Source organism: Cecembia sp., assembly GCF_007126775.1.
Taxonomy (GTDB): Bacteria; Bacteroidota; Bacteroidia; order Cytophagales; family Cyclobacteriaceae; genus Cecembia.
Genome location: NZ_SLAP01000199.1, coordinates 1 through 12,707, shown reverse-complemented (window position 1 = coordinate 12,707; position 12,707 = coordinate 1). Strand labels below are relative to the sequence as shown.

General features: G+C 38.6%; 15 protein-coding genes. 4 read left to right on the top strand and 11 right to left on the bottom strand.

Features of this window, described 5'->3' with window-relative positions:
- Nucleotides 1-53: 53 nt before the first annotated feature.
- On the top strand, nt 54-1,028 hold the full coding sequence (locus tag QZT73_RS13380) for a tetratricopeptide repeat protein (RefSeq protein ID WP_291777056.1): 975 nt from the start codon (nt 54-56) through the stop codon (nt 1,026-1,028).
- The gene (locus QZT73_RS13375) at nt 1,021-1,263 is read left to right on the top strand and encodes a hypothetical protein (RefSeq protein ID WP_291777083.1); all 243 of its coding nucleotides are present in this window, start codon (nt 1,021-1,023) and stop codon (nt 1,261-1,263) included. Before QZT73_RS13380 ends, QZT73_RS13375 begins: the two co-directional genes overlap by 8 nt.
- 165 nt (nt 1,264-1,428) lie before the next feature.
- On the opposite strand, the gene coaE is transcribed toward QZT73_RS13375, so the two are convergent.
- The 7 genes from coaE to QZT73_RS13340 all read right to left on the bottom strand — a co-directional run bounded on the left by coaE (nt 1,429) and on the right by QZT73_RS13340 (nt 6,615).
- Nucleotides 1,429-2,040: a dephospho-CoA kinase gene (gene coaE / locus QZT73_RS13370; RefSeq protein WP_291777059.1), complete on the bottom strand. Its 612-nt coding sequence runs from the start codon at nt 2,038-2,040 to the stop codon at nt 1,429-1,431.
- Complete coding sequence (locus QZT73_RS13365; RefSeq protein ID WP_291788631.1) at nt 2,027-2,998, bottom strand: YbbR-like domain-containing protein; 972 nt, start codon at nt 2,996-2,998, stop codon at nt 2,027-2,029. The genes coaE and QZT73_RS13365 overlap by 14 nt, the downstream gene beginning before the upstream one ends.
- A gap of 7 nt (nt 2,999-3,005) precedes the next feature.
- Nucleotides 3,006-3,320 carry a preprotein translocase subunit YajC gene (gene yajC, locus QZT73_RS13360; protein WP_291777067.1) on the bottom strand — a complete coding sequence of 105 codons (315 nt, stop codon included), beginning with the start codon at nt 3,318-3,320 and terminating at the stop codon, nt 3,006-3,008.
- 3 nt (nt 3,321-3,323) lie between these two features.
- Entirely contained in the window at nt 3,324-3,860 is a 537-nt protein-coding gene (locus QZT73_RS13355) for a DUF1573 domain-containing protein (protein WP_291777070.1), read from the bottom strand.
- A 12-nt stretch (nt 3,861-3,872) separates the two neighbouring features.
- Nucleotides 3,873-4,175, bottom strand: coding sequence for a YtxH domain-containing protein (locus QZT73_RS13350; RefSeq protein ID WP_291777073.1), 303 nt, complete (start codon nt 4,173-4,175; stop codon nt 3,873-3,875).
- A gap of 12 nt (nt 4,176-4,187) precedes the next feature.
- Nucleotides 4,188-5,372, bottom strand: a complete 1,185-nt coding sequence (gene nusB, locus QZT73_RS13345; protein ID WP_291788629.1) for a transcription antitermination factor NusB — start codon at nt 5,370-5,372, stop codon at nt 4,188-4,190.
- A gap of 142 nt (nt 5,373-5,514) precedes the next feature.
- On the bottom strand, nt 5,515-6,615 hold the full coding sequence (locus QZT73_RS13340; RefSeq protein WP_291777079.1) for a Glu/Leu/Phe/Val dehydrogenase: 1,101 nt from the start codon (nt 6,613-6,615) through the stop codon (nt 5,515-5,517).
- Nucleotides 6,616-6,762: 147 nt separating this feature from the next.
- Between QZT73_RS13340 and QZT73_RS13335 the strand changes: the two genes are divergently transcribed.
- A complete protein-coding gene (locus tag QZT73_RS13335) occupies nt 6,763-8,553 on the top strand; it encodes an ABC transporter ATP-binding protein (RefSeq protein ID WP_291777081.1) in 1,791 nt (596 codons plus the stop codon).
- A gap of 290 nt (nt 8,554-8,843) precedes the next feature.
- Here the strand turns inward: QZT73_RS13335 and QZT73_RS13330 are convergent, their stop codons facing one another.
- The gene (locus QZT73_RS13330; protein WP_291784645.1) at nt 8,844-9,506 is read right to left on the bottom strand and encodes a hypothetical protein; all 663 of its coding nucleotides are present in this window, start codon (nt 9,504-9,506) and stop codon (nt 8,844-8,846) included.
- Nucleotides 9,507-9,538: 32 nt separating this feature from the next.
- On the opposite strand from QZT73_RS13330, the gene QZT73_RS13325 reads away from it, so the two are divergent.
- Nucleotides 9,539-9,853 carry a hypothetical protein gene (locus tag QZT73_RS13325; protein ID WP_291784643.1) on the top strand — a complete coding sequence of 105 codons (315 nt, stop codon included), beginning with the start codon at nt 9,539-9,541 and terminating at the stop codon, nt 9,851-9,853.
- A gap of 260 nt (nt 9,854-10,113) precedes the next feature.
- On the opposite strand, the gene QZT73_RS13320 is transcribed toward QZT73_RS13325, so the two are convergent.
- From QZT73_RS13320 to QZT73_RS13310, 3 genes are all read right to left on the bottom strand, one after another.
- A complete protein-coding gene (locus QZT73_RS13320) occupies nt 10,114-11,271 on the bottom strand; it encodes a 6-bladed beta-propeller (protein ID WP_291788627.1) in 1,158 nt (385 codons plus the stop codon).
- Nucleotides 11,272-11,398: 127 nt separating this feature from the next.
- A complete protein-coding gene (locus QZT73_RS13315; protein WP_291788625.1) occupies nt 11,399-11,647 on the bottom strand; it encodes a hypothetical protein in 249 nt (82 codons plus the stop codon).
- A 512-nt stretch (nt 11,648-12,159) separates the two neighbouring features.
- Nucleotides 12,160-12,528: a hypothetical protein gene (locus QZT73_RS13310; protein ID WP_291788623.1), complete on the bottom strand. Its 369-nt coding sequence runs from the start codon at nt 12,526-12,528 to the stop codon at nt 12,160-12,162.
- Nucleotides 12,529-12,707 lie beyond the last annotated feature (179 nt).

Genomic DNA, 12,707 nt, shown 5'->3' with positions numbered 1-12,707 from the left:
ATAGCTTTCAGTAGGCAAGTATCCAAAGCTTTAACGTTCAAAAGAAAATAACCATGAGAAATTATGCTATCTTTTTTTCAATACCCTTTTTTTTACTCTTTTCTTGCGGTGCACCTGAGTCTAAAAAAGTCAATAATAAAAGTGGATTTATAGTAGAGTCAGAGGCTGTATTTCAAGGTTTCAGTTTAATGGGTGATTCCCTCAATACAAAGGTGGATTCAGTTTCCCAAAAAGATCAAATTGACAAGTTGGAAAGTGCTTTTGAAGCATATTCTGAAGAGCCGTCACTGGAAAACTTAATTTGGATAGGGAGAAGAGAAGCTTACCTCGGCCGTTATGACCTCGCCATTCGCACCTTTACCAAGGCTATTAATGAATATCCATCCTCTTTTGAAGCCCTTAGACACCGGGGGCATCGTTTTATCAGTATCAGAAAATTTGATCGGGCGATTTCGGATCTGGAAAAGGCGGCTGAGTTGATGAAAGATCAGCCCCTTCAAATTGAGGAAGACGGGATGCCGAATAGGTTGAATATCCCTCTTTCTAATGTGCAGTTCAATGTATGGTACCACTTGGGTCTTGCCCATTACCTGAGAGGGGAATGGGAGAATGCCCTTCAGGCATATGCTGAGTGCTTGGCTGTTTCGGACAATGATGACCTTGTAGTAGCGACTCTAGATTGGTATTACATGGCTTTGATGAAGTTGGGAAGAAAGGAGGAAGCCCTTGAACAGATAGCTTCTGTACATGAAAAAATGGATATTATAGAAAATGATGCCTATTTCAAACGTATACTAATGTACAAAGGAAAATTAGCGCCGGAGACCCTGCTTTCCACAGATGAAGGGGCAGCAGATCAAAGCCTACAATATGTGACCCAGGGATATGGATTGGGGAATTATTACCTTACAAAAGGAGATACTGCCAGGGCTATTTCCATATTTCAAAACGTGTTGAATACTGGATATTGGTCTGCTTTTGGTTATATTGCTTCTGAAATGGAAATGTCAAAATTATATGATGAGTAGGGAAGCGTTCAGGAGATTGCCATTACATAAAAAAATCCAACTGCTTTATACAGAGGGGACTTTTATTGTAGCCATTCGCTATTATTCCCACAAGGTAAATCTTTACCTTTTAGGGGAGGATTATGTAGAAGTTTTTTACAACCACAAGTTGGATAAAATAGATCAGATTGATTTTTTGAACACCAGTCATACCCGCATGAAATTTTACTTAGATCAAATTCAATTGCCGATATGATTTTTTAAAATTTGTTATTTTCAAAAAGGCAATGACAGATTACTGGACTCGTTACCTTGAGGTTTCAATAACTGTCATTTCTTTTTCTGTACGTTCCCCTAAATGTTAAATTCTCAGGATGACGTAAATTTCCATCATTGGTATTGAATTTACCTAAATTCTATATTATCTATTGGCTAATGATAACAATTCCTGATGGACTTTCAGTACTTGGGGGATAAGCAGTTTGTTATCGGGATTTTTGATCACAAAATCCGCCATCTTATTTTTTTCTTCATCCGGTAACTGCTGATCAATGATTGCATTGACCTGGGCCTCATTTCTGTGGGAATCCCGCAACAAAACCCGCATCATGCGGAGCTTTAAAGGAGCACTGACCGTAATGATTTTATTGAGCTCTTTATAAGACCCCGTTTCAAAAAGCAAGGCAGCTTCTTTCAGTACATAAGGGCTCTCCTGTTTTGAAGACCAGGCTTCAAAATCTTTCCTTACGGAAGGATGAACCAAACTATTGATAAGCTTGACCCTTTCTTCATTTCCAAAAACATATCTTGATAAAAAATCCCTATTGAGTAAACCGGTATCCGTATAACTCTCCTCACCAAAGGCATCAATGATATTTTTTTTCAATAAAGGATCATTGGCCATGAGCCACTTGGCCCTTTCATCAGCAAAATAGACAGGGATACCCAAAATGGAGAATATCTTTGCCACCGTACTCTTGCCGGAGCCTATACCCCCCGTAATACCTACAAGAAAAGGTTTAGGGGTTTTCATATTGAAGTTTGAAAATTTCAGGTTCAAATTTGATGTTTTCCAAAAATCCAGGCTTGGGACTTACTTGCACCTTTATGGTACTGTCTTCTCTGTTTCTGTTGTTGTAATTCAGTACAGCTTTAAATTCAAAATTCCCCAGTTCATCTATTTTTCTTTCATCTATCAAGTAAGACATGATGACGGTACCGATATCCGAAGCCAAGCTGACATTGTTGGGAAAATTCATGGTTTTTATTTTGAGGCGCTTGTTACCTTCCAGCATTTGGATAACTTCAAATTTTATATGCACACTTTCCTCTTCAAGGGTCAAAAACTCTTTGAAAGCCTCAGGTGATTCCAGAGGAAGTATTTTATTGAAAGATTTATTGATTTTATCCTCACCTAAAGAAACTTTCAATACCCCATCTAAAGCTTGAAGAATTGATGTTGGGCCTTTTATATTGACGATATCCGGATCTATTTCCATTTTACCTACCAAACGGTGGTTTTTAGCCAAGGTATTGACAGCTGTATCCGGTAAAATTTTAATTTTTCTGGTGACAATTTTATCTACGTTAAATTTGATCGTATCCGTAACCATAGATACCAGACCCGTGGGAGATATAGACTCTGCCAAGGTTCTTCTGACATCGGACGTCAGGATATAATTTTTAGTAGAAGGGTTATTGATCTCTATCAAAAAGGGAGCTTCATTGATTTTGAAATATTTTCTCAACAAATCCCAGCCATTGCCATTGATTTCCACTTTGATCCGGTTGGGCAATTTTTCTACTGCCATGAATTCCTCTTCATCGAAAATAATTTCGATGGGGAAGTCTACCACGGTGGTATAGTTATCCTTATTGAGGGCATTTAAAACCCAAAAAGTGGCGGCTGCCAGAAAGCAAAGTGCCGCCACTTTCAGGTTTGCCATCTTTTGGGGATTCAGATCGGCAAAGCGTTTTTTTAATGTAGACAAGGTTAAATTATTTGGTTCCTGTCACTTTTTTGGTGTAATCTGTAGAGATAGCTGATTTTTCTACCTTGATTTTCATACCCTTATCCAGGTCTAAAGTCAAGGTATCACCTTCTATGGCATTCACTTTTCCATGAATGCCGCCTATAGTGACCACAGTATCTCCTTTTTTTATGGCTTCCAAGAATACTTTTGTTTCTTTTTGCTTTTTCTGTTGAGGTCTGATCATAAAGAAATACATAATCAGAATTATAGAACCGAAAAGGAACACCTGCCCCATTATTCCGGCTCCTCCGTCAGCTTGCAGTAATATCCAAGAATTCATATGTTATTTTTTTACCGGACCTAATTGACTGGTGGCTGCAGCACCTCTTGGTGTTACATTTCCTTTCATTCTCAATCTTGTGACATTTGGACTTGTATTGGCCTGAATGGTCACAGTTGGTGCTTGTGTTCCTGGTTTGGCGGTAGAATTGAAAATCACTTTCACAAATCCTTCTTCGCCTGGTTTAACCGGTGCTTTGCTCCAGTCAGGGCTTGTACAGCCACATGAGGCGGTGATGTTGGAAATTACTAAAGGCGCTTCACCATCATTGGTAAACTTGAAAATATGTTCTACTACTTTACCTTCGTCAATGGTTCCGAAGTCAAATTCCATTTCCTTGAAACTGAATTTGCCCAATGATGAGGGGTCTGATGGGGTTACGGAAGAAACATTGGTAGGTACAGGTTGACTGGCTTCCAATCTGGCTAACTTTCTTTCCAGTTCTGCAATTTTGTCAGACTGATCGTCTTTTTTGGAGTCACAGCTTGCTGCCATCAGCACAAGGCCAAGTGCCAAGGCTGTAAATCTGAAGTATTTCATACAATTATAGGGTTAATTAGCTTCTTTATTGATTTGTTCAATTAATTTATTGACATCGCTTAAAAGGTTTTCGGCTTTGTTTTTGGCATCCGTGATTACCCTGTTACCTTCTGATTTGGCCTCATTATGCGGCAAATTCTTACCTTCTTTGAGGTCATTGATCAGTTTTTCCAGCTCTTCTTTGTATTTGGATAACTGATAAGACAATTTATCTCTGGTGTTTTTGCCGGTATCAGGGGCAAATAATACGCCTAAGGCGGCACCTATTCCGGCACCAGCAATAAATGCTATCCATCCGTTTGTGCTCTTGCTCATGTGTTTAATTTTTTATTTGTTATCTAATAAACCTCTTCCACTTTTACGGATTTGTCCATTATCTGTTAGTTCCTTTGAAAGTACATCCAAAAGTCCATTGACAAACTGCTTGCTTTTTGGTGTAGAGTAATTTTTTGAAATGTCGATGTATTCATTGATACTGACCTTAACCGGTATACTTGGGAAATTTTTCATTTCAGTTATTGCCATCGAAAGGATAACTTTATCTGTTTGAGCAATCCGCTCAATGTCCCAATTTTGGGTCTTTTGGGCAATCATCTCTCTGTTTGCACCGTCATTTTCAACCGTCAAGTTAAAGATATTTTGGAAAAATTCCTTGTCCTCCTCCCAATTGAGTGCGATCTCAGGTAAGATCTCCACTTCCTCATCCATGTTTTCCTTGATATTCTTCAACACTTTTGATGCCAGACTTCTGACTATGGATCTATTTTCAGTCCAGTTGAGGTCTTTTTCGTAAAAAAAACTTAAGATGGCCTCCGTTTTGAAAATCACTTTTTTCAATAGCTCATCTACAATTTGAAAATCATTTTCGATGCTTGGCTGATCAGTTTGAATATAACTTTGATATGCTTCCAAAGGCCGGACATAATCCCTGAACCATTCTTTGATTTCCAGTTCAAGTTCTTCGATGCCTGCCATATGTCTGGTACAGGCAGCTATAAATTCCGGACTGGCTTTGATTTTATTCAAGATTTTGTTGTTTGCCAGATTCATATCCCCCTGGTTAAACAGTATTTTTTCTTTTGAATACCTCTTTTTCTTTTCAGCTTCCGCTCCAACGTGTTCTCCAAAAGCAAGGAGAATCTGAATGGCAAATAGATAAAGCTGGGGTAACCTTTCAGCTGATGTAACCATATTTTTCAAAAGGAATTCCATATCCTTTTGATTGGCCTTATGGAAGGCATTGATGGCATTTCTTACAACTGACACAATTTTTACGCTATCACTAGATGTGCCTGGAAGCGATTCGGAGCTCAGGTTGTTTGAAAAAAGTTCTAAGGCTTTTGCTGCATCCTTTTTAAGCTGGGCCTTATCCTGCACCTCCATTGTGTTGAGATCCGGAAGGAATGCTTCCCTTATTTGATCTTTTGCAATGTTTAAGTTGGAGGACCTACACTGATCATAAGCGTAAAGGTTTTGAAATGCTTTGACCCTGAGTATTCTTCTGTTTAACATACCTGAAATTAAAGAACGTAAATATAATGGTTTTGGGCTAAGATTGAGAGATTATGAATAGCTTGCCCTAATTGTTATACAAAAAACCACCTGACTCTGGGTAAAGTTCCCCCACAGGTGGTTTTGGGATGTATTTATTTTCTTAATGGGACAGTTTTACTTTGCCTATTGCCTCAATTCTAGCCCATGCCATTTCTATGGCTGCTTGTTGTGAGGGGATATGCTCTTTTTCTGACTTGTTAAGGATGGCCAAACAAGTATCATAGATTTTTTCAGCATGCCCATAGGCCACTTCTCTTTTGTATCCGCCAAGAAATTCAGTATACACATTGATCAAGCCTCCTGCGTTGATAAGGAAATCAGGAGCATACACTATTCCTCTTTCCAAGACCATCCTTCCGTGCTTTTCCTCATCAAGGAGCTGATTATTGGCCCCGCCGGCAATGATCTGGCACTTTAGCCTATCAAGGGTATCGTCATTGATAGTGGCTCCAAGAGCGCATGGAGCGTATATGTCCATATCAATATCATAAATGCTGTCAGGAGCCACCACAGTAGCACCTGTTTCCTGAGATACAACCTTCAGTCTGTCCTCAAATATATCGGTGATAAATACCTCAGCTCCTTCTTGAACAAGATGGTTGACCAGGTATTTTCCGACCTGACCGATTCCCTGTACCGCCACTTTTTTACCATTCAGTGAATCAGAGCCATAGGCCTTTTTAGCAGCGGCCTTCATGCCCAAATATGTCCCATAAGCAGTTACCGGAGATGGGTCGCCGCCTCCGCCTTTGTATTCGGGAAGACCGGTCACATGTTTGGTTTCCATGGCGATGTATTCCATATCACTGGTTTTGGTATTCATATCCTCAGCAGTGATATATTTTCCGTTCAGACTCTCTATAAAACGCCCAAACCTTCTCATAAAAGCTTCGCTTTTTAATTTTGGATCTCCAATGATCACAGCCTTTCCGCCACCCAAGTTCAAACCGGAAATGGCTGCTTTGAAAGTCATGCCTCTAGAAAGCCTCAATACATCTGTTATGGCTTCCGCCTCTGTGGCATAATTCCACATGCGGGTACCTCCCAGTGCTGGGCCAAGGACTGTATTATGAATGCCGATGATGGCTTTCAGGCCTGTTGGCTCATCATAGCAAATGACCATTTGCTCGTGACCCAATGAAGTAATCTGCCCGTAAATGGAACCTTCCTTCACTTTTTCCTCAGTATTAATCTCTACCATCTGAACTTGGAATTTTTTAATGTGTTATATTTGGGAATGTTGTCTGTTGTAAAATATGAAGCAAAATTATATATTTTGTTTATGCTTTACTAATGCAAATAATAGAGTTTAATAAAACTAATCAAGAGATTTAAAAGTTTTTATTTCGTGAAACCACTCTGGCGTCTTAATAAGTACCTTTACAAATACAAGGGTTACCTCCTACTGGGAACTTTATTTACAATCATTTCCAATTTTTTTGTTATTATCCCTGCACAACTGGTAAGAATTGCCATAGATTATGTGGTGGAGGTTTTTTCCTTTTATCAGGTGTTTTCTGATGGGGAATTAGCAGTATTTGCCAGATCGGCCTTTTTGAAGTATATCCTTATTTTTGGGGTGTTGATCCTGGTAATGGCACTCTTGAGAGGTTTTTTCCTTTTTCTTATCCGACAGACCATTATCATCATGTCACGGCTTATAGAGTATGACATGAAAAACGAGATATTTGCACATTACCAAAACCTTCCACTGAGCTTCTATCGAAGAAACAGTACAGGAGACCTGATGGCAAGGATAACCGAGGATGTCAGTAGGGTAAGGATGTATTTGGGGCCAGCCATCATGTATGGTTTAAACTTGCTGGTATTGTTTCCCATGGTGATCGGATATATGCTTTCAGTGAACGTGGAGCTGACACTTTATTCTTTGTTACCGCTCCCCGTCCTTTCTCTGAGTATTTATTTTGTCAACAACATGATCAATGAGCGCTCAGAAAAAATACAACGTAGCTTATCCGGTTTGAGTACCTTTGTTCAGGAAGCCTTTTCAGGTATCCGTGTGCTAAAGGCTTTTGTCAGAGAAAATGACTCTGCCAATGATTTTGCCAAAGCAAGTGAAGATTACAAGGAGAAGTCCATCAGTCTTACGATGGTTCAGGCTTTGTTTTTTCCACTGATCATGGCTTTGATAGGGATCAGTACCATTTTGACTGTGTATATTGGAGGTATTCAGGTTATGAATGGAACAATCGGCTATGGGGTGATTGCGGAATTTATACTGTACGTCAATATGCTGACCTGGCCCGTCACCTCCTTAGGTTGGGTGACCAGTATTGTCCAAAGGGCAGCAGCTTCCCAGGCAAGAATCAATGAGTTTCTTGATGAAAAAAATGACATCATTAGCACCGAATCTCTCGAAGTGCCCATCCGAGGCGACGTACTTTTTGACCGAGTAAGTTTTGAGTATCCTGACTCGGGTATTCATGCCCTAAAGGATGTGAGTTTCAAAATTGATGCTGGCCAATCTCTGGCAATTATCGGCACCACCGGATCAGGTAAGTCTACCATAGCCAATTTGTTGATGCGGATGTATGATGCGGATTCAGGCAACATTCAAGTGGATGGCAGGGATATTCGGGCATATGATATCGCTTCTTTGAGAAAGCAAATAGGTTATGTCCCCCAGGACATATTTCTTTTCAGTGACAGCATAGCAAGCAATATTGCCTTTGGGTTGGACACCATACCGGAAGGAGTGGTAGAAAAAGCGGCAAAAGATGCGGACGTGTATCAAAATATCATCGATTTCCCGAAAGGATTTGAAACACGGCTTGGGGAAAGGGGCATCACCCTTTCCGGCGGTCAAAAACAAAGGGTATCCATTGCCCGGGCCATTGCTAAAGAACCCAGCATCTTGTTGTTGGATGATTGCTTATCAGCAGTTGATACCAAAACTGAAAACGCCATCCTGACGGCATTGAAAGAGATTATGGCCAAAAGAACATCTATCATTATTTCCCATAGGGTTTCATCTGCCAAGCTCGCTGATAAAATCATCGTATTGGATGATGGTGAAATGGTGGAACAAGGTACTCATGACACCTTGATGGCTTTAAAAGGAACCTATGCAGAGCTTTATGAAAAGCAGACACAGGCTCCTGAAACCATAGAAGAATAGTTAGGGCGTGCTGAAAAACGCCAATTGGAGAATAATTTCTTTAAATTTTGATGAATTCCGCATTTACTAAGCCTTGTCTTTTTAAGCAGACGCAACTTATTAAATGATCTGGTTTGATTTGCGTGCACTTGAAAATTTCAAAATTCGAAATTTTCAGGCTAGCTTCAGGCATACCATCCCTGCCTGTCGACTTGACAGGTTCTTCATTGGGCTCATTCGAAGTAAAAGCATACATCTTCATTCGTCCGCTTTGAAGCTGGCATACCTGAGACTTTTTCAGCAAGCCCTGGTTATTCCCGGGGTTTGGCAAAAAGGTCAAAACCTATTTTTTTTGGATTGCCCATACTTGAGGTATGCTCCAGCTTTTGGTGGTAAGTGATTAGCATGAGGTCCTGAAATGCGGGAGCCAAGAGGTCATTATCCAGGGCAGATTCTATCAGTTTTTCGATCAGGTCGCGCATTTTTTCAGGGCTAACCGGATTTTCCTTGAGATCGGGAAAGGAGTAAACGATTTTTCGGTCACCTTCTATGAAAAACTTGTTTTCCTTATTGAGCAATATCCTGCTGATCAAATATCCCGGGTCCTCCAACCTCCCGTAGGTGAGGGTATCACTTAAGAAATTATAAATGAGAATCTGGCCAAAATACCTCAAGCTCAGGTCGTCTTTTAGGTATTTGGTTTTGCTGAGATAAGTATCGTCAGAAAGACGGACAATATTGCTCTGCAGGATAAAGATCAGCACATCCCCGCCAATCCGGAAAATAAATTCAAAGTCATTGATGCGTTCTACCTTAAGGGGAACGGGTTTGTCATCCTTGTTGGCAGCATGGATTTCTTGGGCGATGGTATGGCAGATTTCCTCCATTTGCCTGAAAAGGACTTCACTCTGTTCAAACAAATTGTATTTGAGTTTGCTGGTAGTTTGGAGCTTATTGAGTATCTTGTTGATCATATTTTGGGTATTTGACTAAAACGTTTCACATTATGGCTGCGAAAAAGACCGGATTTGAAGAAGTAGAAGCTATCCTTCAGGACATAGGCACTAAAATAGAAGAATTAATCGAAAAAGGTAAGGAAGCAGGGGGAGAAGCGAAGGAAGATATTGAGAAAAAGATCAAAGACCTCAAGGAGAAGCGGACGACATTGGAGGCTGAATTCCAAAAGGGCAAGGAGAAAGTAGAAAAGCTCTACAATGAGAAAAAGGAAGACATGGAGCCCAACCTTTCCGCTTCTGCTGAACATTTCAAGGAAGGCTTCAAGGAGATTCTGGAAGGCGTGAGGAAGTTGTTGGGGAAGTAGGGGACAAGTATTCAGGTAGTTGTAACTGTTGTAATGGTTGGTTCATTTGGGGTTGTGATTTTCTGATTTTAACAAATCTATTCCAAACAGAACAGCTTAGTATTTTATTTTGAACCACAACCTGTCCTGAAAGTCGGGAAATTGACAAAATAGAACAAAAGGAGATAAGAACTTTATTGCTCGTTGAAGAACCAAGTATTAATCTCTTAATCGCAATAATAATCCATTTTAAGCAAATCAATTACACCAAATCAGCCATATTATTTTAGTGTAAGTTTTACCAATATGTTATTTTCTTCTTGGAGATCTAGCAAATTTTCTTCAACGAAATCATGGAGAGCGCCTGATTTTTTGGATAATGCCGTTGCAATGTCCTCACCGAAGCTTTGCCTATAAGCGAGTAGTAATGCATTGCTATTTGTTAAAAAGTAAATACTATTATCCTCAGTAAACCATGGGGTGAATGCAAATTCCAATCCATCAAGATCATTTATCAAATTTTTTGCTTGGAACTTAATCTCAAAATTTTCATCAAACAATAGCTGGTGTTTTTTTTGTCTTCCCTGAGTAAAATAAGCGAAATATCCACTTGGAACTGGGAAAAAATTGATCAAATCATCAACTAAATCATTTTCTTCCGCAAAATTGGTTTGTTCGAAAATAGGTATTCTATTTCTGTCCGCAGATTTAAAATTGTGTTTTCCAAAATCCAAAGAAATGACCCGCTCCAAAAAACCGGTTTGACTAAATTGGGCCAACTCATAACCGAAAGGTAACTGGAAATAAATTTTCTCATTTTCTGCTGATTCTATGAAACTATTCGGTTTCATGGCAGATTTATCAGCCATCCATTCATCATAATTCAAGAATGTTGATATCTCACCATCATTGGCTTTCCGGATTATTCTGAAATCGTATTCAGCCTGGTTGTTCAGGTACCACAATTCAAAAGCTTCACTGATATAAAAATTTGATTGTCCAAAGAGATTTTGCGTTTCGCTTATAAAGTTGCCTTCATGATCAAATATCAGCATTTTCCTTAATGAAACGTCCTTTACGTAAACAAATTCATTCCCAATAAAAAAATTATCTATGCTTTGGAATTCTCCCGGGCCAGCACCTGAAGAAAGAATGGCATTTATCAGCGTTCCTTGTCCATCAAATATCAAAATACTATTCAGTAATATGTCGCGGACAAAAAATAAGCCTGATTTTTTAACTATAGTGTAAGGCTGGGCTAAATAGTTATTTTCATTATTCGATAGAAAAATGTATTCTATGGAAGAAAAATAATCTGAAAGTTTTACCGATTTTGATTTTTCAAGATCTATCTGAATTTCTATGTTATTTATTTCACTATCCTCATTAGTTGTGCATGCACTCAAAATTAGAAGTAGAATTAAATTAAATTTTTTCATTTTAGCTTTTGTAATTTATTACAGTTTTAAAAACTGATAGGTTTATTGTTTAAACACTTTTTTTTAAACAATAAACATATTACAACTTAAATAGTAGGATAAATTCTTAAACTAAATTGGTTTAAGATTATTGACAGCCTGTTAAATCACCACAACCTACCTCCTTATTAGTTGGCTGACAAATCCATCTGTGAACTTCTAAGGCGTGGCAATAAACTCTTGTAGCTTCCATGCCTTTATTTTCTAAGGAGGCCTGAGCTAAAACTGGATTGCCTAAAGAGATGGTAAGTAATGAATTATTAGGGATACTCCTGTTGATATTTAACCCAAACCCCATAGTTATAAGAACACAAATGATTAAAGATTTTAGTTTCATTTTTTAATTCTTTTAAATTTCCCGATTACTACCTGATTTTCAGGCATAAGAAAAATTCTTACTGGTAAGAACTAATCCTTTATAAATAAAAAAAATGGCTTAGTTGTCAAGTTTTAAACTAAAAAATTTTTCCATTCAATTATTAACCTGCTGATTTACAGGGAGAAAAAAATTAAATTAAATAATGATTAAAGTACTGATTGCCAATTGTTTACGGTTTAGTGATGATGTTGAAATATAGTAAACGAACAGCTTGTTAAAGTATGAGAAGGATCCTTTTTTGTCAAATAACAATTCGATTTGTTTTATGAACCACAAAAGTGACAAAAGGGAGCAAAGGAGTGGGCTTTTGGGGTCTAAGGGTAATTCAGGTTACTTTTGTAACTATTGTGTTCTTTTGTGTTTGAAAAAATTGATGGTGTCAGCGATTGGAATAGACAAGGTTTACCGATAATTGGCTTTTTATTTTGAACCACAACAGGGACAATAGGGAACAAAAGGAGATAAGTATTTTAAGGGTTGTTTAAGCACCAAGCATAAACCTGAGGAAGGTATTCTCTTCCATAGCGCTTATTGGATAGAATGGTGAATTCTGAGGATTGTTTTAGCAGATTCACTAGACTTTTATCAGGGTTTTTTGAGTCTGGTTGCGATGCATGGACTTTAATCAAAATGATTTCATTTTCCAAAGCTTTCCAAAACACCTCCTTTGATTCGCCCAGTTTTTCAGCAATCAATTTTTGGCTTTCTAATGTATTCTGGAGGTGGATTACCTCATAAACTTCCGGGTAGAGCAATAGGGAAGGTTTATCATCCTGGGCCACTTGTGCCGCAGACCTGACAGAAAAGAAAAGGAAAAAGAGCAGTAAAAAGAAACGCATAGGACTCTGTTTTTCTTTAAGACGGGAAGTAGGTCACATTTGTCCTGTTTGATAAAAGTTTGATAGAAAAAAGAAATACCTCATTTTGAAAAACAACAGTTCGATTTGTTTTATGAACCACAACCTGTCCCGAAAGTCGGGAAAAGTGATAAAAGTGAAAAGAAGATAAATCTACAAGT

Bases quoted from the DNA above. Each gene is read 5' to 3' on its own strand.
- QZT73_RS13380 (WP_291777056.1), top strand. From the start codon at position 54: ATGAGAAATTATGCTATCTTTTTTTCAATACCCTTTTTTTTACTCTTT.
- QZT73_RS13375 (WP_291777083.1), top strand. From the start codon at position 1,021: ATGAGTAGGGAAGCGTTCAGGAGATTGCCATTACATAAAAAAATCCAA.
- coaE (WP_291777059.1), bottom strand. From the start codon at position 2,040: ATGAAAACCCCTAAACCTTTTCTTGTAGGTATTACGGGGGGTATAGGC.
- yajC (WP_291777067.1), bottom strand. From the start codon at position 3,320: ATGAATTCTTGGATATTACTGCAAGCTGACGGAGGAGCCGGAATAATG.
- QZT73_RS13355 (WP_291777070.1), bottom strand. From the start codon at position 3,860: ATGAAATACTTCAGATTTACAGCCTTGGCACTTGGCCTTGTGCTGATG.
- QZT73_RS13350 (WP_291777073.1), bottom strand. From the start codon at position 4,175: ATGAGCAAGAGCACAAACGGATGGATAGCATTTATTGCTGGTGCCGGA.
- nusB (WP_291788629.1), bottom strand. From the start codon at position 5,372: ATGTTAAACAGAAGAATACTCAGGGTCAAAGCATTTCAAAACCTTTAC.
- QZT73_RS13340 (WP_291777079.1), bottom strand. From the start codon at position 6,615: ATGGTAGAGATTAATACTGAGGAAAAAGTGAAGGAAGGTTCCATTTAC.
- QZT73_RS13330 (WP_291784645.1), bottom strand. From the start codon at position 9,506: ATGATCAACAAGATACTCAATAAGCTCCAAACTACCAGCAAACTCAAA.
- QZT73_RS13325 (WP_291784643.1), top strand. From the start codon at position 9,539: ATGGCTGCGAAAAAGACCGGATTTGAAGAAGTAGAAGCTATCCTTCAG.
- QZT73_RS13320 (WP_291788627.1), bottom strand. From the start codon at position 11,271: ATGAAAAAATTTAATTTAATTCTACTTCTAATTTTGAGTGCATGCACA.
- QZT73_RS13315 (WP_291788625.1), bottom strand. From the start codon at position 11,647: ATGAAACTAAAATCTTTAATCATTTGTGTTCTTATAACTATGGGGTTT.
- QZT73_RS13310 (WP_291788623.1), bottom strand. From the start codon at position 12,528: ATGCGTTTCTTTTTACTGCTCTTTTTCCTTTTCTTTTCTGTCAGGTCT.